Consider the following 21,077-nt stretch of genomic DNA (forward strand, 5'->3'; position numbering starts at 1 on the left):
ATCGCGACACAGGTCTATGCGGGTATGGCCTGGAAATCATGCAGGGTTGGCAACCGCACCCCTGTTACTCTTGCGCTGCCGTGCCTGCTTTATACTGCCGATCAAGACATTTAAACGAGCTCTGCACAGAACGAATATCAGACCGCAGTAAGCCATGCCGCCTGCCAGGATTTCCACGGCCAAGCGTGGATACGGGGACCAATGAATGAGCAATTCATGGAGGAGGAAAATGACTGCAACCATTCCTGCAGAGGCCATGGTAGGCCGCAGGAATTGCGCCAGATATGCCGGGATACTCAGCTCTATATGCTGCGAAACCTTCCAGCTGGTGATCGGCCAAAACAACAGAACTTCGATCATGATGGCGAAAACGATTGTCGTGACGCCGTAGGGATAGAGAATTGCGATCGTCAGGAGTGTGAGGAGGTTTCGTGCCAGCTGGTAGTAAAACCACCAATCCATCTCTCCTTGGCTCTTGATCAAGGATGCCTGCACGTAGCCGATCCCGGCCATCAATCCTATGACGCAGTAGAACCGAACCGGCCAAACGGCCGCGATCCAATGTGCACCGAAAATTGTCGTGATCGCATCATCGGCGACGGCAGCAAGGCCTATGAAGACGGGGTAGGAAACCAGAGCGCAGCCAAACGTCGCCATGAGAAATGCTTCTCGCACTTTCTTCGGATCGGCCCGCAATGAAGAAAGCAAGACGTGCGTGACGGATGTTAAGCCCCCGGCGATGACGTTGTTGATCATATCGAACAAACGCTTGGAAAAATTATAGATCCCGAGCGCTGATGGGCTCAAGAGCACCCCGATGAGCAGGTTGTCCAAGCTCATTGTCTGTAAAAACCGAGTGCCGGATGCAAAAAACCCATAGTGAAGGAGCTCGTTGAGGCTTGCTCTTTTCAGGTGAAGCCCGGGCCGCCACCCGGCGCCCCAGAAAGCGGCGCCGCATGATGCCGCTGTGGCCGCGATCTGCGCAATCGCAAGCCCCCACAAGCCGAAACCCGCGAGAACCAAAACAAGGCAAATGCAGGCAGAAGTGATCGTCGCAATCACAGTGCGGACGGCTACCAGATGAAACGACATCTTCCGATTGACAATTGCATTCGGAACGACGGCCGTGAAGTCGAAGAAAACCTTCAATCCCATGATGTAAATCAGGGGTGTGATTTGCTCATGCCCCACATAGGCCGCGATTGGCGAAGCGGCGATGCACAAAGCACCATAGATCAAAAATGAAAAAGCGAGCGAAAGCAGGAATATCGTATCCAGATGGCTGCGCCTGATTTCGGCTTTTTGGATGATCGCTTCGCCAAATGCCGTCGGTCCAAAGCTGCCGGCAAACGACACGATGCTGAAGGCCAGCGCAACAAGGCCGAAATCCTGAGGCTGGAGAACGCGAGACGTCACCACAAAGACTGCGAAGGTCAGGACTGTCGGAATAAGCGTGCTCAGCGCCGACCAGAAAGCACCCGTAACGGCTGCGGCGGATCGGTTCTCACTGACATGGCTGAACAGAATATCGTCGTCTCGTAAAACCGACAAAGTGAACTCCTACCGGGAATCAGACTATGGAGGGTTGAGGTATTAGATCTGGGGCCGGAACAGCGGGACTTGGATGCATGGGTTTACTCGACTTGTACCAAGTTCCTCCCAGCTCATACGGCAGGCGAGACATTGCTGCCAAAAGCTCACCGGCATTTGTCGCCTTCTCCACCAGAGGGCTATCGCCAGTCTGGCTACCGATGACGTCGTGCAGATTGCTGCCGTCCCTCGCAACCGCGATATGCGGCTTATTCAGCAAAAGACAGAGAATATGACCGTGCAGATGGTTGGTGATGATCCGTTGTGCGCCGGAGAGGATCTTCACGCCGTAATCGACATATCGAGCCGCGACATCCTGACGATGCTGGGCGATCATCTCTGTGCGGCTAAAGCCATGCCGCAACGCCGACTTGACGACGCTCGACTTGCGCATGCGCGACAAACTGTTCGGACCGTTGATCCAATTGGTAAGAGGTCCGTCAACGATCGCTCGCGCTTTCGCTATATCGACCTCGTCCTCTCCGAGAGGCTGCATGACATATAATACCCGGAGAGGATCGGCTTCGAACGGTTTCAGCGCTCCCACGCCGAATGCCGTGTCCGGGCCGGCCTCGACATCACAATCGAAGTTGGCTTTCGCCAGCTCGAAACTCTGACGATCGCGCGTCATGCAAAAAAAATTGCGATGCCTTCCGATCGTACGTTTCGCATATTCCTTGAGGGACTCGTTTGCGAAATGGATCGTTTGCGGCATCTGGATGATCGTTCGATCCGGATATTTCCACATCAAACGGTAGCGAACATCATCCCTGCCCGCCTGCGCGTCGCCAAGGTCGGCTCCACCGCAAATGAATATTGGAGCGTCGCCTGGTGTTGTTTTTATCTCATCTATACTTTGCGTTGTGCTGCCCGTCAGCACCGGGAGGCGCCCCGTTACTTCGCGCAATACTATCGCCAATCCAAGCCAACTCGCGTGATGGCCAGGATCTTTATTTGATGGAAAGTTTATTAAAACGTAAGGCTGTCCCCGGCTTACAAATTTCCTTACTATTTCAATCAACTTTTCTTTTTGTCTTCGTATTACAACTTCGCCGAGGTGATGCATATACTCAACTTGTATTTTCAAAACTCAAACAGCAATTACAACCGCGATTCTGAAGAGTCAATTGGAGGATGAATTACTTTTAGGTCATAGTTAAGTGGGCAAATTGTCTCACTTCTTGGCCACCAGCGATCACGAGGTTCGAGCGTCGCGCCTGGGCTTGGCAAATGCCCGTGACGCGGGCGAGCGGCTCCTGAGGAATGGTCGTGGATGACGAAGTGTTGATCAGACGGGACCGTCGAAGATGGAGATCAGGGAGAGCGGCGCGGCTCTCAACGCTGCCCTCTAGGTCGCCGCGAGCGAAAACCCGCAGAGCGCGCAGCCGAAGGCGGTCGAGGCCTTTCATGCCTTGGCGGGAGGCCTGCTTTTGGAGCGTTTGTGATCTAATTCACAGTGATCGTTCGAAAAGAAGCTCATTGTCCTTTTCGCCGACGTGTTCCCAACCAGCCGCGCGATAAAATCTCTCGGCTCGGGTGTTTCGATCGGTGGTGAGCCAAGCGCGTCCGATGCCTGCAGACTTGAGACAGGCACAGGCTTCGGCCAGCAGGATCGAGCCGATCCCGTTTCTTTCAAATCCGGGAACCACAAAAAGCGCCCAAATGTTTCCGTTGCGTGGGTCGGCCGCAGAAAAGCCGACGACCTCGCCGTTCTCTTCCCAAACGGCCACTCCCGGATTGGCTACATACAAATCGTAATCATCATCGGTAACCTTTGTGGGGTCGCTCAATATGTTTTCGACGACTGAGGAACGGACAGCTTTCAGCGCCAAGAGGTCACTCGGAACCGCTTTTCGGAGCATGCAATGATCTCTCGATATGTTGCGAAGGCTTGCACAATGCCTCTTAGCGGCCATCGGTTCAATGACCGCTCTCAGTACAAAGCGGACGCGATCCGCTGACTGCTCTCGGCCGATATCGTTGAAAAACTCGAAGGGGTAGCGGCTCATCTGCCGGTTTCGGCCTTTTGGCGCAGGGCGTTGTCGGTAGATGCCCTGCGCTCGTGCGCGGGGGTATTGGTTTGTGCCGCTCTTATGCGGCGATGACGCCGCACAGCGGCCTTGGTGGTCTGAGTTTCGCCAATCTTCTGAGGTTCTGGGCGGTTGCTGCAAGCAAGAATTCGTCCCGCGCACCACATGGACCTCGCAGCCTCAAACGCGCCATGCGGAGAATTCGTTTGAGGTGAGCGAAGAGCATCTCGACCTTCTTGCGACGATGCCGGGTCTGCTCGTATTCCGGTGTGGCGGCAATCGCTCGGGCGACATCGCGGGCATCTTCGTTGAGATCACGCGGTATTTTGCGCATCGGCATGTTCGGACAGCATCTCTGCTTGAGTTCACAAGCGTCGCAATCTCTCTTTTTTGCCCTATAGAGCCGCGTACCTTCGGCCGTGATCCCCGATCTGGGCGTTGCATAGGTTCGATGGAATTGCTTCAGTTCCTTGCCCGCAGGGCAGATGTAGCGATCATTCTCCGCCTCCCAGGTGAAGTCGGAACGCGAGAAGGTGCCGTCTGTCCGGTTCGATTTGTCGAAGACAGGAATGTGCGGCGCGATCTTCTTTTCCTTGACCAGCCAGGCCAGATTGTCGGCAGAACCATAGGCACTGTCGGCAGCGAGATAGTCCGGCTTCAAGCCGAAGCGGTTCTCGGTCCTGTCGAGCATCGTACGGGATGCTCCCACCTCCGCCTGGCGGATCGCACGCGTCGCCTCCACATCAAGGATGACGCCATGGTCGGTATCGATCAAATAATTGGTGGCATAGGCGAAGAAGGCATGGCCTTTGTGGGCACCGGTCCATTGCGCTGCCGGATCGGATGGGGAGATGAACTTCGGCGTTACGGGAGAGGCAGCACCGAAAGCGGCGTCATCGAGAACCGCCAGATATTCCTGGACCGAGCGGCTGGCGTCGTCTTTGACCTCCCATTCTGAGCCGGGCACCGAGCGCTGCTTGTTGGCGTCCGCCGCGATCAAGCTGGCATCGACCGCAAAGCCTTCAGCACCGACAAGACCCTGTGCCAGACAACGCTCCACCACCGTCTCGAACATATGCCGCAGGATGTCGCTCTGCCGGAACCGGCCATGACGGTTCTTCGAGAAGCTGGAATGATCCGGCACCTTGCCGTCCAGTCCGAGGCGACAAAACCAGCGATAGGCAAGATTGAGGTGAACCTCTTCGCAAAGCCGCCGTTCCGAGCGGATACCCATGCAATAGCCGATGATCAGCATCCGCATCATCAGCTCAGGGTCAATCGAAGGACGACCTGTGCTGCTGTAGAACGGCTTCAACTGTACCCGGACGCTGTCGAGGTCGAGATGGCGGTTAATCCCGCGCAGCAGATGGTCCGCAGGGACGTGATCATCGAGGCAGAAGTCGTAGAAGAGCTGTGCCGGAGCCGCCTGACATCCCATCATTCGCCTAATCCCCTGCAAATCACTCAGAGGATTGAATCACGCGTCTCAAGCACCGGCAATGCCAAGTTTTTCAACGGTATCGGCCCGAAGCGGTCATTGGGCGTCGCAGAAATTTAAATTTTCCGCGACACCTCATGGATGAGAAGATGCCGAATAGGCTCCCGATTCACAAATTCTGCCTCTACATGTTTTAGAACATGGCGCTGCCCTGCGAATGGCACCATTTCCATCGCCTCCGCGAATGATACCCACTGAAATTCGCTGTGTTCGTCGTTGAGAAAAACTGGCTGCTCGGCATCCACAATGCCGACGAAGACGGGCAGCATGCTGATGGCATTGCGATCAGCCTCATAGAATTGCTCGCAGATATCTGCGGAATAGAGAAAGTCGCAGATCAGGCCCGTCTCTTCACGGACCTCTCGTAGCGCAGTTTCCCAAGCTTTCTCGCCGTCCTCGATGCCGCCGGCTACCTGGCACCACTCACCAATCAACGTGTGATTTCTGCGTAAAAGCAGCACCTCATGTCGAGCAGTTCTTTTGCGGATGACGACGACCGATACAGCAAAACAACGGATTGGAATTTCGATCATGAGCCTCTCCGCCAAAGTGATCCGCTGGATCTGTCCGTCGGGATAATAGGAAGTTCCGCAACGCGCACAACGTTCGCTATTGGCGCATTCCAGCCGAGGCCGGTCTTCCGCTCTCGGCCCGAAGCGGACGTTCGAAGTCCTCTGACCTTTCGGGGCCGACAAGCCGTTGATGCCAGTCAGCCATCCCGCACGTTCTCTTATCGCATCGTGGGCTTCCGTCATCGCGTCACTATTCGGCGCTACGCCTTCGAGGCGGCATCATCTGCTGGCGACAAGCACCCCTGCCCCGACCATCAAAGCTCCAGCGCCACGGTTGAGGATGCCGATCTTTTTCGGATCGGCCAGTGCCGTTTTCGCTTTAGAGCCGATGAGCACATGTCCTCCGACCACGACCACCTCTATCAGGGCTATGACCGCCAGCAGTTCCACGGTGTCGGGGATGGTCAGTGGCCGGATGCCCAAGACGCCCGGCAGTAGCGCCAGATAGAAAATCGGCATTTTGGGATTGGAGATATTGAGAAGAAAACCCGTAATGAACAGGCGGATCAGGCCGCCCCTCATCACACGAGGTTTGATGTTCGGCTTCGAACGCCACATCGTGACCCCTGTGTAAATCAGGTAGATAGCGCCGACATATTGGATGAAACGCAGATTTTCGTTCATGTATTGAGCAATGGCGTTGAAGCCGATGGCCGAGAAGATGACGAACAGGAAGATGCTAAAAACGACGCCGCCCCCGTAGGCGACGCCCTGCGCCGGGCCGCTGGACACGGTCTTCGACAGGATCGTCAGGTTGTCAGGGCCAGGGCTTGCCGCGAATACGAAGAAGGCCAAGCTAAACGTCAGAACTGTTTGTAGGTCCATCATGCGCTCCTTTGCTCCGTTAACTCGTCGAACTTGCAATATCCGTCTTGAAAGTACTCCGCTCCTATCTGCTTGTAGCGCTCAGCGGGCGCATTATTACGTGTAAAAAATTCTAGAATCAACACTTATGGTTGCGTATAAATTCGTCAGGAGGTGTGCTGAAATTAGGCAGTACGCCTGATTTATTTGCTGCTCCTGCGATCAATTGGCGGCGGGGCAAGTATGAAGCACAGGAAGCATTGACACTCCGGTGCAACGCCCGACCGACCAGAGGCGCTCTCCACTCGCAACTGTCCCAAATTAACCCATAATTTAGCATTCGCTTGCATGCGCGGACTTCGATGCTACCGTCGACGCCATCGTGGGGGATCGCGTATGACAATTGAAGAGCTGATCGATTTACAGGAAGCAGGCTCGAGGGCGCGGGTGCTCGGACTGAAGGCTCACGAGAACCCATACCTCGCGGCCCATAGGATGCCGACCGGTGATAGCGCTGCTCTGGGGGATTGGCTTGCGCGTCACGACGCGTGGAAGTTCGGTTGGGAAGCGGAGGACGCCAGCCGTGAAGGTAGAATTGTGACTCACTTCAAAGAGCTGATCTCGATTGCCAAACGAGGTGCGCTCGATGCGTGACGTTGTTAATTTTGGCTACGATGCCTGAGTTAAACGCCAAGCGTCGTGTTCGGGCGCTGGTGAAACAATGCGACATCACCCTCGAAGCAGCCCGCGATCCGTTGTTTCTCAGCAGGAAACATAGACGGCCAGCGGCTGTCATAAATTGAGTTTTTGCTGGTTACAGCCATCGTTGCTCCTTGAAGCAAACCTTACCCTTTTGTGACATAGTTCACCAATCGACCCGGGACCGCTATTTCCTTCACAACGGTCCTGCCGGCAAGCAAAGTCACCACCTCAGGCTCTGATCGAGCTGCCGCCAGCAAACCCTCCCCCAGATCGGACGCCGCTCGGAAACGGTGACGAACCTTCCCGTTGATCTGCACCACGTACTCGCGCATCTCCTCCTCCGCCAATTCAGGATCGAAACTTGGCCATGGAACGAAAGCCAGTGTCCCTTCATGACCAAGCTTGCTCCACAACTCCTCGGCAATGTGAGGAGCGAACGGGGACAACAATAAAATCAATGTCTCGACGACCTCGCGCGGCCGCTCGGTCGCTGCCACAAGGGCGTTAGACAATTCCATCAGACGGGCGATGGCCGTGTTGAAGCGCATGGCTTCTATATCTTCGGTGACGAACTTCACCGTCTGATGGCGCAAGCGCAGCAGTTCCGAACCAGGGATGGCGTCCCGCACGGCTGGATGCAGTCCATCAGCCTCATCACAGACCATGCGCCATGCTCGATCCAGGAACCGGCGCACACCCTTCACACCCTCCGTCTGCCAGGGTTTGGTTCCGTCCAGTGGCCCCATGAACATCTCGTAAAGCCGCAGCGCATCAGCCCCATATTCGTCGACGACGTCATCAGGGTTGACGACGTTCAAACGCGACTTGGACATCTTCTCGACGGCGCGATGGACCTCGACCGAGCCCGCAAACCATCGTCCGCCCTTTTCGGTTACGGAAGACGGCTCGTAATATCGGCCAGCCACATCCCGATAGGAGTGGGCGAGGATCATTCCCTGATTGAACAGGCGCTGAAATGGTTCTTCGGTCGATACGACCCCGATATCGTAAAGCACCTTGTGCCAGAAGCGAGCGTAGAGCAGGTGCAAGACGGCATGCTCCGCCCCGCCGACGTAGATATCGACGGGCATCCAGTAGCGTTCGGCCTCATGCCCCACCAGTTCACGCTTATTGTGGGGATCGAGGAACCGCAAATAGTACCAGCATGAGCCGGCCCATTGCGGCATCGTGTTGGTCTCCCGCCTTGCCGGGAGGTCGGTGCCAGGCACCGTCGTTTGCACCCAGTCCTCCGCCCGGGCGAGTGGCGGTTCTCCATCAGCCGTCGGTGCATAGTCATCCAATTCCGGCGGCAGCAGCGGCAGGCATTCTTCAGGCAAAGGCACCACCGAACCGTCGGCCAGATGCAGCACCGGAATCGGCTCACCCCAATAACGCTGACGCGAGAAAAGCCAGTCCCGCAGGCGATAGGTGACCTTCGCTTTACCTGCCCCGTTGGCCTGCAGCCAGGCAACCATCGTCTGCCTGGCTGCAGGCGCGTCCAGGCCATCCAGAAAACCGGAACCGACCATCCGCCCATTGCCCTCGTAGGCCACGCGCTCGACGTCCTGGTCGCTCTCGATCACGCGCGTGATCGGCAGGCCGTGAGCAACAGCAAAAGCATGATCACGCGCATCATGGGCTGGAACCGGCATGAGGGCACCAGTGCCGTACCCACTCAGAACATAATCTGCCACCCAGATCGGCAGCCGGATCCCTGTTGCCGGATTGACTGCGTAAGCACCCGTGAAAACGCCGGTCTTTTCGCGTCCTGCATCGGCGCGCGACGTCTCATCTAGGACTGCAGACTGCTCAACATAGCTTTCCACCGCAGCTCGGGCCTCCCCCGTCACGATAGCAGGCAGCAACGGATGCTCCGGCGCGACGACGATATAGCTCACACCAAACAGGGTTTCGGGTCGTGTTGTGAAGGTCACGATCTCCGTGCCGCCAGGATCGACAGTAAAGGCAATCTCGGCTCCTGCCGAACGGCCGATCCAATTGCGCTGCATCGCCTTCAGGCTTTCTGGCCAATTGAGATCATCCAGGCCATCCAACAACCGGTCGGCATATGCGGTGATGCGCAGCATCCATTGACGCATCTGACGGCGGACCACCGGATCGCCGGTCTCGACGTAGCGCCCGTCTTTGACTTCCTCGTCGGCGAGCACGGCATTCTGAGCCGGACACCAATTGACCGCCACCTCGGCCTGGTACGCAAGACCCCGCTCGAACAGCTTCAGGAAAATCCACTGCGTCCACCTGACATAGTTGGGATTGGTGGTGGCGAGTTCGCGGCTCCAGTCGTAGGAAAAACCCAGTCGTTGCACCTGGCCGCGAAACGTCTCGATATTGCGCTTGGTCGTGATAGCCGGATGAACGCCTGTGCGCATCGCATGGCGCTCCGCTGGCAGGCCGAAGCTATCCCATCCCATCGGGTGCAACACACTGAATCCGCACATGCGCTTGTAGCGGCACAGGATGTCAGTCGCCGTATAACCCAGGGGATGGCCGACATGCAGCCCAGCGCCTGACGGATACGGAAACATATCGAGTGCATAGAATTTCGGCTTGGTCGGCTCGAACTCCGCTCGAAAGATATCGTGTTCGGCCCAATAGGCCTGCCATTTGGGCTCAATGGCCCGTGGATCGTAGGGCATGCGCCGCTCCTCGCGCCGACCAACTCATTGGTGGCGTCTTTTGAATGTGGCTCGCTTTTAAGGATGTCAGGAGCAGCTACGGCTGCCGGTACTGCGATGATTTCCGGCAGCCGCCGCTAAGTCGACATGCATGCGAATTCGCCAGCCGCAGCCGCGCTTCGACGGTGATTGAATGATGAGGCGAGGAAGACGTTCCAACGTCCATGGATGACGACCCAGGCAGATGAAATGAAAGGCAAATAGCAGGATTGACCCGGCTCCAGTCAGGAGGCCGGGTTGGTAAGTCGTGCGCCGAGAATACGCACGCGTGCTGCTTTGCTCGCGAAGGTCATCATGAACTAAGAATGCCCTATATGATTGCTTCTGCCAAGAGTGTATCCCTTGACTACAGCCGGATACATAGATCCACCCGTCGCATGGTGGTGTCTACATCTGTCAATCCGGCCATCGATCCGCTGGCCTACCTGACGGCCATGCAGTTGGGCCAGCGGCAACGGCCACACTCCGGTTTTTTTAAGTGCTCACGATGACTGCCGTCATCCCAACCGTCCCCTCGATGTGCTGATCGCCAAATACTATGATCACCTCCCACTCTATCGCCAGTCAGAGATTTATGCTCGGGAAGGCGTCGATCTGAGCCGTTCAACTATGCCAGACTGGATCGGCAGCCAGCACATTGCTGGAGCCGCTGCTGGTGAAGCTTCAAGAGCATGTATTCGCGGGTCATCGACGTCATGGCGATGATACAGTGTTCCTGTGCTGGAGCCTGGAAGGGACAAGACCAAGACTGGCCGACTGTGGACCTATGTTCGCGACGGTCGGCCCCACGGTGACACGACACCACCGGCAGCCTGCTACTTCTTCAGTCCGGATCGTAAGGGGCAACATCCCAAGCAGCAATTGGCCACCTTCTCTGTTCGCCGGATCAGAAAAAGGCGGAGAACGGGCCGCCGCCATCCTGTCACTGATCGAAACCGCAAAGCTCAATGGTCTCGATCCAGAGGCCTATCTGCGGGACATCCTTACCCGCATCGCCGATCATCCCATCTACACAATCGGTGAGCTATTGCCATGGAACACCGCAGCTAACCGAATCTAACCAGGAAAGCGCTGGTCGCAACGTCGGGCAAAATTGATTACGAGCGCGGCGTCTTTCTCAGCAATAGCGGCCAAGGAATCTACATGCTTCTGCATGTAGGCTTCTGCATCGCTTTTAGGTCGATGAGATTGTTCGAAAATGCCTTCAGCCTGGACAGCTAGCTTATCGAATTTTGTTTGGTAATCTCCGGCTTTGTTGGCATCTCCGGCTTCCTGATAGACCTTAGCCATGATCGCAAAGGCCGCTCCACACTGGAAAGGATGCTCGTTTGTATTCGGTCCAAGCTCCGCCGGACCCTGGCCGTAACTCGGCGTTGCCAGAGTCCCGACCAAAAGCAAAACAATCGCACGCACCACAAGCTCAACCTCTTCACGCCGGAGCTGTTATCGTAGCATTACAGCCTCAGGAAACGCCATCATGCACTTGGAAAACCAGTTAACCGGACGCTTACTCGCCGATTATCCCATCAACCGAATTGACGCCTTGTTGCCGTGAAACATCACACCGGAGCCCTGATTTGATCATTATCGACTTTATTTTTGAGGTGATTGGCTACACTACCGCCAGGCTCGTGTTGCCGCTCATCACCGGCGGGAAGGTGCGCGTGCAAGCCATATCCTCGACCGAGACGGGATTTAACTGGCTGGGCTTCAAACGCGTCCCCGATGGCTCACTGATCTGCCAAGCTCCTATGGCAGGATGGATCGGTTTGATCCCGTGGGTGGTTGTGGTCGCCGTTCTTATCCTCACAATCGCATAGCCGTCACCACCGGACGCTTACTTCCTATCCGCGTTCGTTGTGAAAGCTATGTCTAGCGGAAAACTGCTAAGCAAGCTTTCCCAAACAGCTTCAACCTGTCAACTTTCGCAAGGCGGGCTTGTAACTGTCTGTCGTGGGACAGGCATCTCGACCAGTCCTCGGGATGAATTGGGCATGTTTCAGCCCACGGACGGGGGATTCGAGAACTCCACACTCAGTGCGGCCTGGATATTCCGCAGTCGCCGTATGCAGAAGGCGATCACCGGACGTTGCCAATACCAAAAGTTGTACTATTGTCTGTCCCGCACGAGAAAACCTGATGGTGGTTATGCCGGTAGTAACTCGACATCTCATTGATCGGGGTGACGGAGCCACGGTCGAGCTCTTTCAAGCTCAGGTCGCAAGCGAAACGCCCGCAGGCGCAATCCTGTTTGTCCACGGCAACCAGGGTGGCCGTCTGCTTGGAGGGATAGAGGCGGTCGATAGCGGCGCGTTGCTTCGGTTCTGTTCTGGTTTGAATATCACTGCGGCGGCAGTCTCGCAGCCCGGTTTTGGGGCGTCAGATGGGCCTCCAGATTTCTGCGGTCCCAAAACTCAGCAGGCGATCATTGCGGCTCTCGGCTTCCTGAGGGAACAGCCTTCCGTCGACCCTAGCCGAATGGTCCTCTATGGAAACAGTCGTGGCGCCGTTGCATCGGCAATGGTTGCCACCCAGATTTCTGATCTGCGAGCAGTCATTCTCTCGGGCGGCGTCTACGATCTTGAAGTCGCTTATCACGCGAGTTCAGACGGTTTGCGGTGGGCTATCGAGAAGGAGGCGGGCCTGTCGAGAGAGGCCTTTCTGGCTCGCTCTGCGCTGCATTACGCGCCCGAAGTTCGGTCGGAGACGCTGTTGCTGCATGGAAAGCATGACGACCGTGCGCCGGTTGCCCATGCTGAACTGTTCTCAAAAGCTCTATCCAATGCAGGCGTCCCGGTGACGCTTCACATGTTTGAGTGTGGGCATCAAATTCCAAGGAGCCACGTGCAGGAAGCTCTCCGCCCCTTCCTGAAAAGGATGTTCCATCCCATCGTGACCTATCACTAAGGCGGCGCGTAGCTTCGGCTTCAGATTGTCGCCAGGAAGGTCGCAACATCCGAGCGGCTGGACAGCCTTACCTTTTGCAACGGATGCTCCTCGAAAAAACGTTGATGTGCGTCGAAGGAATTCATGTGGTTCTTCCGAAGACGGTAACCACGCGTGTATTCCAGCAATTCCTCGAACTGTTCCACGGTCCCGCCGCCGGTCTGGCCTCGTTGCAGAAGGTTTGAAATACACTCATCGTCAGAGACGTCGAGCCAAATGAGAGTTGTCACACGCGTCATCACCTGCCTGAGGATCGAACCGTAAATACCCTCCATCACCCAAGAGCTGTTGCCAGCAGCCTGGGTCACCAGTCGGTCGCGCTCATCACGCGGACGCTCTCCGGCAAAATTCGGTAGCCAATGAAGATCGTCGAGATGAACTGCTGGGATTTGCAATTTATGGGCTAGTTGCCCGGCCAGCCAGGACTTGCCACTTCCGCCATTGCCTACGATGAATATTCCGTCCATCTCTTGTCCCGCTTCAATGAGGGTAGATTGCTGATGGGCTTCAAACATGAAGCCGATCGGTGAACTTTATTGCATCGAATCCGAGTTGAGTGGTCTCAGCCCCGAAGCTTGCCTGGCTGGAAGGCGAGAACGATCAGCACCGCTGATCGCCGGCAAGCGAACCTGACTGACGCATCATCGAGCCCGCGTCGCCGCCAAATTGCCGCCAGCTCGTTCAGTTCGAGAGATACTCGTGCAGGAATGCCTTCACTCTGATGAAGGACTGCTCGGCAGCAGGCGCGTTATATTCTTCCCGATGACCGAATGCCGTCTTTGCCACTGTGACGTCTGGAGCATCGAAGGCATGGTACGCACCTGGATAGATATCGAGTTCGATCGGCGGACCTTTGCCACTGATGTGAGAAACCCTCTGCCGACACCTTTCGGCTGGGCTCCAATCGTCCACGTCGCCAATGAGGATCAAAGTTGGCACCGTCGCATCGCCCTCGTGGGGAGCGCAAACCGGATAGTACCCGACTGCAGCCTCGAACTTCCGATCCATGAACTGTTCGTTGCCCTCGGCTTTCGTGGCTTCCAGCGTCGCGATGCCACCAGCGGAAAAGCCCATCAGCCCCACATGTCGGGCATCAACGAAGGTGTATGTTGATAGGAAATCGAGAGCCCCGTAGGCATCGAATACCCGGTCAGGAAGACAGCTCTCACAGGTGTTGTCGATGTTGCGGGTCGTGAAGCTGTCGACCACCAGCACGACATATCCCCATGAGGTCAACCGCTGCGGCCAGTAAGTCTTGACGTTCTCATGGATACCGCCACAACCGTGCATGACGACGATAGCCGGAAAGGGACCATCTCCCTGTGGTCGGCTTAGATATCCCAGCAAGTGCGTGACTTGGGCCTGCGGGAGACTGACACCTTGTTCCCTTGCCTTGCGTTCCAGAAATGGACTTGGCTTTACGACTGCGCTGTCAAATCGCACCAACTCGTCGGCGTGAGCCGAAGGGTCAGGCTGCACGATAGCGATGAGCAAAAGTCCGAAAACAAGCTTTGTGATTTGCATTGAGTTGCTCCGCTGGGAGACAGGCAGTTGATCAAACGCTATCCACAACCGATCATCATCTAGATGCGGAAACTTCGACGTCCATAGGCTTTAAAGCGGCGCGGCAAATAGTCGCCTTCAATGATTATCCCCAGGCGTAAGTCCGGAGCCGGGGACAGAGCTCAAGGCTAAACCTTACGAGCGACATCGGCCTTGGCCGAGCGTCGTCAGCCAAACCGTCCCATCAGGAAATCGATCACCGTCCGCAACATCGCTGTCGGCCGCCGGTTCGGCGCATAGACGAGGTGCATCGGGACGGGCTTGTAGGACCACTCCGGCAGTACCCGTTCAAGCCGTCCTTCGGTGATATCGGCGGCGAGCAGCAGTTCCGGCTGAAGCGCAATTCCCGCGCCGCTGAGTGCTGCCATGCGCAGCGCCGCTCCCTGGTTGGTCGAGAATTTTCCGGAGATCAACACATCGCGCAGTTCGCCGCCCGGCCCGACCAGGTGCCAGCGATCCTGCATGCGCCAATAGGAGTGGCCGAGGCAGAGGTGGTTCGCCAGAGCCTCCGGCGAGGCCGGCCGGCCATGGCGGGCAAGATAGTCCGGCGAGGCAGCGAGAATCCGCCGGTAGGGCGTGAGCGGGCGGGCGACCAGGCCGCTGTCGGCGAGCGGGCCGATGTGGATGCCGAGCTCGAACCCCTCGCCGACGAGATCATGGACATTGTTGTCGAGCGACAGTTCGATGCTGACGTCGGGATAGGCGTTCTGGTAATCGATCAGCGCCGGCACCAAGACTTGCGTGCCGAAGCTGACCGGCGCAACCACTCGAAGCCGGCCGCGCGGCGCCGATTGCAGTTCGCTCGCCGAAGCTTCGGCCAGCGCCACTTCGGAAAGTGCGCGTTTGCAGCGCTCGTAATAGAGCTGGCCGACCTCTGTCAGTTGATGGCGCCGCGTGGTGCGATGGATCAGCTTCGCCCCGAGCCGGGTCTCGATCGTCTTGATGTGCTTGGCAACCATGGCAGGCGACACTTGCGCGATCTCCGCGGCCGCCGCGAAACTGCCATTGTCGATGACCCTGACGAACATCGCCATGCCGGCCAGCTTGTCCACGATTGCCTACCTGTTGGTTTCGAATGACGATACCAACAGCTTATTTATCAACCGACGAATTTACAACATGGTCATCACGCCCGCGCCAAGACGACGGACATCACCAACCTGACCAAGGAAGAGACCATGCCCATTCTTCACCTGCAGATGCATCCCGGCCGCACCGACGATCAGAAACGCGCCTTCGCGCGCGAAGCAACCAAGGCCGCCGTCGAAACCCTGGCGTGCCCGCCGGAATCGCTGGAAATCCTGATAACGGAGATCGCCAAGGATTCCTGGGCGGTCGGCGGCAAGCTGAAATCCGAGGCCTGAGAGACGACCCGCTATGCCGAAGGCTCGAGCTGCGGGCCGCCGCCGCCATGGTATAGGACGGGGAGCCGGCCCTCGGCTCCCTGCTGAATGTGAAGGGCGGCCGGTGATTTTACTGGCCGCCGCCACTCCACCGCACACAAGCCTTTGGACAGCCGACCTCACCGGGGAGTTTGCTTTTGGTCCATCTGAGCCATGGGGGAGTTCGGTCCTAAGCGGACCTTTCGGTGTCGAAGGCGAAGGCTGCTTGGCGTCCTCATATCAATCGTAGAGCCAAGCGGTGGCTTGAAAGCGGACAACGCATCGGAGTGGCGAGGCGGCATGTTTGCATCAAAAGCGGATTTTACGTTGAACGTGATTGCATCTTTGATGCCTGCGCCTGTTTTTGGCCCTGTGTCCAGCGGGTCACTCGTTCGCAAGCACTGTCTTTCCAGATGCAAATTGGCGATTATAGAAAATCCGAACCGACAGAACGACGCCGGCGATCAGGACGACAACCCCAGCGACTTCGATCGGAGTTGGCCAGCGGGCATGCACGACAAGTCCGCCGATCACGCCGAAGGCAGTCTCTGAGACGATCAATTGCGCGGCCAAGGCAACCGGCAGGCTGCGGGAGGCGATATTCCAGGCCCAGACGCCGCCTACGGTGGCCAGCAGCGCGAGAGTTGTGCCCCAGACATAGAGGTTGCCGGCAGCGCTCCAGCCGAATCCCAATATAGGAAGCCGGAAGAGGTCCATCGCGGCACCGATGGGATAGAAGGCCAGCATCAAGACGCCGCCGCCCACCAGTATCAGCGCCGACCACACGCCGGAGGGCATGTCCGGCCGTGCGGCGAGTGCCGCCTGATTGGAAAGCGCGAACCAGACCCAAAGGCCCACGGCAGCAAGCGCCAGCGGCACGCCAATCCACAATGATTGCACAGAGTCCAGTCCTTCGGCCGTGAATGCCGTGCCATTGACGAGAACAAGACCCACCAGCACCAGTGCCAGAGGCACCATGAGGGATCGCCAAGGCAATGATGCCTGACGCTGATTGCCAATGACCATCAATACGATTGGCACCAGCCCGAGAAAGGCCGGAGCGATGACTGGGCCGGCAAAGAGGGCCGCTCCGGTCACTGTCAGGAAGTAGCCGACATAGCCGACGAAGGCGAGCCAGATGGCTTGCAGGCAGTTTCGAAGCGTGAGGTGGCGCATGACACCCTTCTCGGAAAACAGAATGTAAAGCCCGACGAGTGCCGAGACGACGTGACGGATGAGGGCAAAATCAAAGGTGGAATAGTCACCGATGATGAAGGGCACGACGAAATTGAGCGAAAAGGCAAAGGCCGCAAAGAGAGCGGCCGACACGCCAACATAGAAAAGTCTGTCCATATGCTCACCCTTTTGACGTTGCGTCACCGAGCCTTGGTCTCCGCGACGCCGAGTATGCCGTTTGGCAGTCAAGCGAAATGCTTGATCGAATGGAGAAAATTTACCGGCCACGCGCCCTGGTCGGTAGCCGGGGAAAATGAGAGCCAGCCTCTCGATACGCATCACCCGGATCATGAAACGGTGCAGAATCGCAGGGGCCGCGATGCGTGTGCAACGCTTCGAAGCGGTCATCGCTGCTTCATCGGGATGGGATTCACGCAGACGGCCGTGCCGCCTCTTCAGGAGAGCCGATTTCCCGCCGCAACTGCTCAGACCGGGCGAACTTCGGCAAGCCGCTTGACTGCATACTCGTCCCGCCAGCAGACGGCGGCTTAGCAACCAGGGATACCGCCGCCTTCATCTGTGCAGCGCACGGGAATTGTGGCATAACTGGGCCATGGCGATACATGTCTTGGCGGTCCATCGCGACACGGTCGGGACGGAACAGGCGGCGGGCGGTTCGCTTGCAGCCGCCTATTCCGTGGGGGTTTTCTGCTGGCTGCTGTCGGCCGGCGTCTATATCGCCGCGAAATGGGTCTCTTCGGAGATGCCGCCCTGGGCGCTTTGCTTCTGGCGCGTGCTGATCGCCTGGGCGATCCTGATGCCCATCGTGTACCGGCATTTCGGCGCCATGGTCGCGCTGGTGCGGGCTCGCGGCCTCGAGCTGCTCGCCATCGGCGGTGTGGGGCTTGGCGTCTGCCAGGGCCTGATTTTTGTCGGCCTTGAACATGCCGATGCCACGACCGCCGGCATCATCATCGCCCTGATCCCGATCATCACCATGATTCTTGCCCGTTTCATTCTGGCTGAGCCGATGGGACGCTGGCAGGTGATCGGATCGATCCTCGCCTTTTTCGGGATCGTGGTCATCATCGTCAAGGGCAGCCCGGCTGCGCTCTTGCGTCTCGACCTCAATCCCGGGGAGTTGTGGATCGTCGCTGGCGCGTTCTGTTTCAGCCTCTATACCGTCCTGCTCCGCCGGGCGAAATTCGATGTGAATCGCCTTGCGCTCCTGGTGCTGCTCCTCGGTGCAGCGGTGCTGACGGCGCTGCCCTTCTACCTGTTTGAGCTTGTCTCCGACGAGCGCTCGACGCTGAATGCCAGCGGCCTTATCGCGCTCGGCTATGTCGCGATCCCGGGTGGCGCGGTTATGTATTATCTCTTCAATCGCAGCATCGAGGCCCTGGGTGCGGCGCGGGCGGGCGTGCTGCTTTACATCCAGACGATCTTTATCGCCGTGCTCGCCTACCTGTTCCTCGGCGAACAGTTGCAACGCTATCATCTCGAAGGCGCGGCACTCATCGTCGCCGGCTTGCTTCTCATCATCTTGCTGAAGCCAACGACCAGAGCGGAGGCGACCAAAGCCTGAGTACGAACGCAATGGCTTTCCCAATGACCGCTTCTCAAACCTGTGCCATGTCCGCTTTCGGAAAAAGGAAACAGGTGGTTCTATGAGCAATATGGGGCGCAATGCGACCGGGTGTTGTCCCGATCCTGCGCTTGGTTTACCCAAGTCTCAATCGGGTTGATCGAGGGTGCCGCGAGTGGGATGGGAAGCACTGGAGCTGTGGGGCAAGGACGCGGTTCGCATCGAACGGCTGGCTGGCGGGGTCGCCAATGATGTCTGGAGCGTGCACATCCACGGGCAACTTGCAGTCGGTCGTCTGGGTACCAGGAGCAATGCTGATCTGGCGTGGGAGGTTGAACTCCTCCGGCACCTTGACCGTGAAGGTCTGAGCGTGCCGGTGCCGATCCCGGCAGACGACGGCCGGCTATTCGCGGATGGCCTGATGGTTATGACATACATGCATGGCGGACCACCCGAGACCGAGGGCGACTGGCGTCGTGTCGCCGAGACCCTCCGCGAACTGCATCGTTTGACGCAAGGCTGGCCGCAGCGCCCAGGGTGGCGATCCTCGACGGACCTCCTGCATGCCGAGACGGGGACGAGGATCGACCTTGCCGCGATGCCGCCAGATGGCGTCGCTCGATGCCGCGCGGCGTGGGCACGGCTTATCGGACGTGAGGCAAGCGTCGTCCACGGTAATCCCAACAACCCTGCCAACATCCGCATGACCACGGACCGCGTCGCACTGATCGACTGGGATGAGTCGCATATCGACGTCCCCGACCTTGACCTCGTCTTGCCCCATAATGCTGCCGATCTGGAAGCCGGGGCGTATGACATCGCCGCGCAAGCATCGGCCGCATGGGAAGCCGCCGTCTGTTGGGATGACGAATACGCGAAACAGCGACTTGCCGAAGTTCGAGCGGTCTAGAGCGGTTCAGCTTTTAACGGAAGCGCAGAACCGCTCTATTCTTTTGTTTTTACGCAATTCCCGGCAAAAGCGCTTCGCGCTTTGCCTGGGAAACCCGCTTCGCACTTTTCCTGGAATTGCTCTAAAGCGCGTCGCATGAAACGTGGTTCAAGCGACGTGCTTTAGCTCTTTGTTTTTATGCATGTCGTACCTCCGGAACCGCTGCACACTTCCGGGCGACATGCATCAGCGACGGCCGCTCCCGGCGCAAGCCTGACGTCGATAGGCAGGTAGCCCCTGGAAATACGGCCTAGGTTAGCATCATCGGAGGAAGGTCCGGCCGCCGCTCTCCCAGTCCCCGCGGGACGAGCGATAGAGCCGCGATCCCCGCCTCATCGGCCGCACGCAGAAGCGCTTCCCGGAATTGTTCCGGGGCAATCTTCCCGCTCAATGCGTCGACGCAGGCTTTCACGGCAGCCACATATTCCTCGCCGTCATCGCAAGGCCAGTCGTTGATCAGGAGACGCGCCGCGTCGCCCAGCGTCCATACGATCTTGCGAGATGCCGGTCCTCGCAAAGCGAATCCGACCGGCGTAAATGCTGATGATGTATTCCAGCACATTGTCCTCGACCCCTCAAGGCACGGGTACTACAGTCCCCGCGATCAATATACGCGCGTATTTTGAAATTTGGAATTGAAAACTGTCGAGAGGCACCGCTTGAACGCGAGGCTGTGGAATCCGGAAAAATGGCGCCCATGGCTTTATCTCGGAGCGCCCTGCGTTGCGTCGACAGGTGACATCCCTGGGGCGGAAAGGCCGTCCACATGATCGGAAATCATGGAAGGCGTTTTTGAACCATGCTTTCCGACGAAGCGTAGCAACTGCCACCAGTAGGGACCTTATCCAGCCAGCATACGTGCGAGCATATGTCTGATATGGTCCTGCGCGCCGTAGAAAATTGCAGCGATAGTGATCGTGCGACGACTTTCCACCGGCACGAACCAGATAGCCGCCTTATCCCGCCGAAGAAACCGGATTCCAGGGTCAATGTCGGCCCGCAATGTGCCGGTATAAGGCGTATCGACGAGACGATCGATTTCGACACGCAACTTGCGGATTCGTTCAGCGGTACGCTCCAACGCCTCGTCGGCCAAGTCTCCGAGTTCGACGTGGGACTCGAAGAGATGATCGAAAATCAGCTCAAAATCGCGTTCGGCATCCTCGGAATATTCAAGGCTCCACACGAACAGCCCGCCGCTTCCGCTCGATCATCGCCTCGACGCGGCTTTCCATTTCCGTCGTGGAAATCATCGGGCCTTTCAGACGCCGCTGGACCAATTCGCGAAGCGCTGCCGTTTCGACGGCCTCTGCCTCCGTCTTTTGGCGGAGGAGTTCCAAGCCCTGCTGAAGAACGGAACTCATGCTGGAATACCGGCCGCTTTCCACCAGCGAACGGGCAAAGGCGTCCTGCTGGTCGGTCAGCGAGATCGACGATTTGACACTCATCGGTTTATCTCCATTGAGCCGAATTTGCTACTCAGTAGCATATTTGTCGATCTGCCGGAACCCCTCCCTCTATTCGTCATGACGGTGACGACCCATAGGCCATGGTGCAGTCACGGCAAGCCAGTATACACTCAAG

The 21,077-nt window shown here is 57.6% G+C and carries 23 protein-coding genes and 2 pseudogenes; 9 read left to right on the top strand and 16 right to left on the bottom strand.

The genetic code is table 11. The annotated features are described in order from the left end of the window. Window positions 1–36 precede the first annotated feature (36 nt). Both NE851_RS05580 and NE851_RS05585 read right to left on the bottom strand, forming a co-directional pair. On the bottom strand, window positions 37–1,551 hold the full coding sequence (locus NE851_RS05580; RefSeq protein ID WP_028758729.1) for a lipopolysaccharide biosynthesis protein: 1,515 nt from the start codon (window positions 1,549–1,551) through the stop codon (window positions 37–39). Window positions 1,552–1,570: 19 nt separating this feature from the next. Then, a complete protein-coding gene (locus NE851_RS05585; protein ID WP_029733133.1) occupies window positions 1,571–2,656 on the bottom strand; it encodes a polysaccharide pyruvyl transferase family protein in 1,086 nt (361 codons plus the stop codon). Window positions 2,657–2,912: 256 nt separating this feature from the next. Here NE851_RS05585 and NE851_RS05590 point away from each other — a divergent pair. Further along, window positions 2,913–3,035, top strand: a pseudogene (locus NE851_RS05590) (TetR/AcrR family transcriptional regulator); the annotation flags it as partial. A gap of 6 nt (window positions 3,036–3,041) precedes the next feature. Here the strand turns inward: NE851_RS05590 and NE851_RS05595 are convergent. The 4 genes from NE851_RS05595 to NE851_RS05610 all read right to left on the bottom strand — a co-directional run bounded on the left by NE851_RS05595 (window position 3,042) and on the right by NE851_RS05610 (window position 6,515). Beyond that, window positions 3,042–3,599 carry a GNAT family N-acetyltransferase gene (locus tag NE851_RS05595; RefSeq protein WP_254955499.1) on the bottom strand — a complete coding sequence of 186 codons (558 nt, stop codon included), beginning with the start codon at window positions 3,597–3,599 and terminating at the stop codon, window positions 3,042–3,044. A gap of 82 nt (window positions 3,600–3,681) precedes the next feature. Continuing rightward, window positions 3,682–5,061 (bottom strand): transposase, encoded by a 1,380-nt coding sequence (locus NE851_RS05600; RefSeq protein ID WP_254955500.1) that lies wholly within the window; start codon window positions 5,059–5,061, stop codon window positions 3,682–3,684. A 113-nt stretch (window positions 5,062–5,174) separates the two neighbouring features. Further along, the gene (locus NE851_RS05605; RefSeq protein ID WP_029733135.1) at window positions 5,175–5,651 is read right to left on the bottom strand and encodes an NUDIX hydrolase; all 477 of its coding nucleotides are present in this window, start codon (window positions 5,649–5,651) and stop codon (window positions 5,175–5,177) included. A gap of 258 nt (window positions 5,652–5,909) precedes the next feature. After that, window positions 5,910–6,515 carry a LysE family translocator gene (locus NE851_RS05610; RefSeq protein WP_029733137.1) on the bottom strand — a complete coding sequence of 202 codons (606 nt, stop codon included), beginning with the start codon at window positions 6,513–6,515 and terminating at the stop codon, window positions 5,910–5,912. 375 nt (window positions 6,516–6,890) lie between these two features. Here NE851_RS05610 and NE851_RS05615 point away from each other — a divergent pair, with 375 nt between their 5' ends. Next, window positions 6,891–7,148: a CrpP-related protein gene (locus NE851_RS05615; RefSeq protein WP_028758724.1), complete on the top strand. Its 258-nt coding sequence runs from the start codon at window positions 6,891–6,893 to the stop codon at window positions 7,146–7,148. A 29-nt stretch (window positions 7,149–7,177) separates the two neighbouring features. Here NE851_RS05615 and NE851_RS05620 read toward each other — a convergent pair whose 3' ends face one another. Together NE851_RS05620 and leuS are read right to left on the bottom strand one after the other, a co-directional pair. Further along, a complete protein-coding gene (locus NE851_RS05620; protein ID WP_141677034.1) occupies window positions 7,178–7,318 on the bottom strand; it encodes a GrpB family protein in 141 nt (46 codons plus the stop codon). Window positions 7,319–7,339: 21 nt separating this feature from the next. Further along, window positions 7,340–9,853 (bottom strand): leucine--tRNA ligase, encoded by a 2,514-nt coding sequence (gene leuS, locus NE851_RS05625; protein ID WP_028758723.1) that lies wholly within the window; start codon window positions 9,851–9,853, stop codon window positions 7,340–7,342. A gap of 558 nt (window positions 9,854–10,411) precedes the next feature. Between leuS and NE851_RS35430 the strand changes: the two genes are divergently transcribed. Both NE851_RS35430 and NE851_RS35435 read left to right on the top strand, forming a co-directional pair. Continuing rightward, the gene (locus tag NE851_RS35430; protein WP_425349160.1) at window positions 10,412–10,597 is read left to right on the top strand and encodes an IS66 family transposase; all 186 of its coding nucleotides are present in this window, start codon (window positions 10,412–10,414) and stop codon (window positions 10,595–10,597) included. A 169-nt stretch (window positions 10,598–10,766) separates the two neighbouring features. Then, window positions 10,767–10,952 (top strand): annotated as a pseudogene (locus tag NE851_RS35435) (transposase domain-containing protein); the annotation flags it as partial. Here NE851_RS35435 and NE851_RS05640 read toward each other — a convergent pair. Then, window positions 10,949–11,308, bottom strand: a complete 360-nt coding sequence (locus NE851_RS05640) for a hypothetical protein (protein ID WP_028758721.1) — start codon at window positions 11,306–11,308, stop codon at window positions 10,949–10,951. The pseudogene NE851_RS35435 and the gene NE851_RS05640 overlap by 4 nt on opposite strands. A 161-nt stretch (window positions 11,309–11,469) precedes the next feature. Here NE851_RS05640 and NE851_RS05645 point away from each other — a divergent pair, with 161 nt between their 5' ends. Both NE851_RS05645 and NE851_RS05650 read left to right on the top strand, forming a co-directional pair. Beyond that, entirely contained in the window at window positions 11,470–11,712 is a 243-nt protein-coding gene (locus NE851_RS05645) for a hypothetical protein (RefSeq protein ID WP_028758720.1), read from the top strand. Between the two features lie 319 nt (window positions 11,713–12,031). After that, window positions 12,032–12,799 carry an alpha/beta hydrolase family protein gene (locus NE851_RS05650; RefSeq protein ID WP_028759184.1) on the top strand — a complete coding sequence of 256 codons (768 nt, stop codon included), beginning with the start codon at window positions 12,032–12,034 and terminating at the stop codon, window positions 12,797–12,799. Window positions 12,800–12,819: 20 nt separating this feature from the next. On the opposite strand, the gene NE851_RS05655 is transcribed toward NE851_RS05650, so the two are convergent. The 3 genes from NE851_RS05655 to NE851_RS05665 all read right to left on the bottom strand — a co-directional run bounded on the left by NE851_RS05655 (window position 12,820) and on the right by NE851_RS05665 (window position 15,453). Then, entirely contained in the window at window positions 12,820–13,353 is a 534-nt protein-coding gene (locus NE851_RS05655; protein ID WP_049813668.1) for a P-loop NTPase family protein, read from the bottom strand. A 166-nt stretch (window positions 13,354–13,519) separates the two neighbouring features. Next, window positions 13,520–14,362, bottom strand: a complete 843-nt coding sequence (locus NE851_RS05660) for a dienelactone hydrolase family protein (protein WP_097622408.1) — start codon at window positions 14,360–14,362, stop codon at window positions 13,520–13,522. 206 nt (window positions 14,363–14,568) lie between these two features. Next, window positions 14,569–15,453: a LysR family transcriptional regulator gene (locus tag NE851_RS05665; RefSeq protein WP_029868325.1), complete on the bottom strand. Its 885-nt coding sequence runs from the start codon at window positions 15,451–15,453 to the stop codon at window positions 14,569–14,571. A gap of 99 nt (window positions 15,454–15,552) precedes the next feature. Between NE851_RS05665 and NE851_RS05670 the strand changes: the two genes are divergently transcribed. Beyond that, a complete protein-coding gene (locus NE851_RS05670; protein WP_080759851.1) occupies window positions 15,553–15,765 on the top strand; it encodes a 4-oxalocrotonate tautomerase in 213 nt (70 codons plus the stop codon). Window positions 15,766–16,167: 402 nt separating this feature from the next. Here NE851_RS05670 and NE851_RS05675 read toward each other — a convergent pair whose 3' ends face one another. Continuing rightward, window positions 16,168–17,136, bottom strand: coding sequence for a DMT family transporter (locus NE851_RS05675; protein WP_029868326.1), 969 nt, complete (start codon window positions 17,134–17,136; stop codon window positions 16,168–16,170). Window positions 17,137–17,572: 436 nt separating this feature from the next. Between NE851_RS05675 and NE851_RS05680 the strand changes: the two genes are divergently transcribed. After that, a complete protein-coding gene (locus NE851_RS05680; RefSeq protein WP_029868327.1) occupies window positions 17,573–18,544 on the top strand; it encodes a DMT family transporter in 972 nt (323 codons plus the stop codon). 175 nt (window positions 18,545–18,719) lie between these two features. After that, on the top strand, window positions 18,720–19,454 hold the full coding sequence (locus NE851_RS05685) for a protein kinase family protein (protein WP_029868328.1): 735 nt from the start codon (window positions 18,720–18,722) through the stop codon (window positions 19,452–19,454). 289 nt (window positions 19,455–19,743) lie between these two features. Here the strand turns inward: NE851_RS05685 and NE851_RS05690 are convergent, their stop codons facing one another. The 3 genes from NE851_RS05690 to NE851_RS05700 form a co-directional block, all read right to left on the bottom strand. After that, window positions 19,744–20,055, bottom strand: a complete 312-nt coding sequence (locus NE851_RS05690; RefSeq protein WP_029868329.1) for a DUF982 domain-containing protein — start codon at window positions 20,053–20,055, stop codon at window positions 19,744–19,746. A 279-nt stretch (window positions 20,056–20,334) separates the two neighbouring features. Beyond that, window positions 20,335–20,685: a type II toxin-antitoxin system RelE/ParE family toxin gene (locus NE851_RS05695; RefSeq protein ID WP_097542621.1), complete on the bottom strand. Its 351-nt coding sequence runs from the start codon at window positions 20,683–20,685 to the stop codon at window positions 20,335–20,337. After that, window positions 20,666–20,941: a type II toxin-antitoxin system ParD family antitoxin gene (locus NE851_RS05700; protein WP_029868331.1), complete on the bottom strand. Its 276-nt coding sequence runs from the start codon at window positions 20,939–20,941 to the stop codon at window positions 20,666–20,668. Before NE851_RS05700 ends, NE851_RS05695 begins: the two co-directional genes overlap by 20 nt. Between the last annotated feature and the right edge of the window lie 136 nt (window positions 20,942–21,077).

The sequence above is a fragment of the Rhizobium anhuiense bv. trifolii genome (assembly GCF_024346605.1).
Lineage (GTDB): Bacteria > Pseudomonadota > Alphaproteobacteria > Rhizobiales > Rhizobiaceae > Rhizobium > Rhizobium anhuiense.

Coding starts and splice junctions, on each gene's coding strand:
- NE851_RS05585 (WP_029733133.1), bottom strand. CDS start 2,656: ATGCATCACCTCGGCGAAGTTGTAATACGAAGACAAAAAGAAAAGTTG.
- NE851_RS05595 (WP_254955499.1), bottom strand. CDS start 3,599: ATGAGCCGCTACCCCTTCGAGTTTTTCAACGATATCGGCCGAGAGCAG.
- NE851_RS05600 (WP_254955500.1), bottom strand. CDS start 5,061: ATGATGGGATGTCAGGCGGCTCCGGCACAGCTCTTCTACGACTTCTGC.
- NE851_RS05605 (WP_029733135.1), bottom strand. CDS start 5,651: ATGATCGAAATTCCAATCCGTTGTTTTGCTGTATCGGTCGTCGTCATC.
- NE851_RS05610 (WP_029733137.1), bottom strand. CDS start 6,515: ATGGACCTACAAACAGTTCTGACGTTTAGCTTGGCCTTCTTCGTATTC.
- NE851_RS05615 (WP_028758724.1), top strand. CDS start 6,891: ATGACAATTGAAGAGCTGATCGATTTACAGGAAGCAGGCTCGAGGGCG.
- NE851_RS05620 (WP_141677034.1), bottom strand. CDS start 7,318: ATGGCTGTAACCAGCAAAAACTCAATTTATGACAGCCGCTGGCCGTCT.
- leuS (WP_028758723.1), bottom strand. CDS start 9,853: ATGCCCTACGATCCACGGGCCATTGAGCCCAAATGGCAGGCCTATTGG.
- NE851_RS05650 (WP_028759184.1), top strand. CDS start 12,032: ATGGTGGTTATGCCGGTAGTAACTCGACATCTCATTGATCGGGGTGAC.
- NE851_RS05655 (WP_049813668.1), bottom strand. CDS start 13,353: ATGTTTGAAGCCCATCAGCAATCTACCCTCATTGAAGCGGGACAAGAG.
- NE851_RS05660 (WP_097622408.1), bottom strand. CDS start 14,362: ATGCAAATCACAAAGCTTGTTTTCGGACTTTTGCTCATCGCTATCGTG.
- NE851_RS05675 (WP_029868326.1), bottom strand. CDS start 17,136: ATGGACAGACTTTTCTATGTTGGCGTGTCGGCCGCTCTCTTTGCGGCC.
- NE851_RS05680 (WP_029868327.1), top strand. CDS start 17,573: ATGGCGATACATGTCTTGGCGGTCCATCGCGACACGGTCGGGACGGAA.
- NE851_RS05690 (WP_029868329.1), bottom strand. CDS start 20,055: ATGTGCTGGAATACATCATCAGCATTTACGCCGGTCGGATTCGCTTTG.
- NE851_RS05700 (WP_029868331.1), bottom strand. CDS start 20,941: ATGAGTGTCAAATCGTCGATCTCGCTGACCGACCAGCAGGACGCCTTT.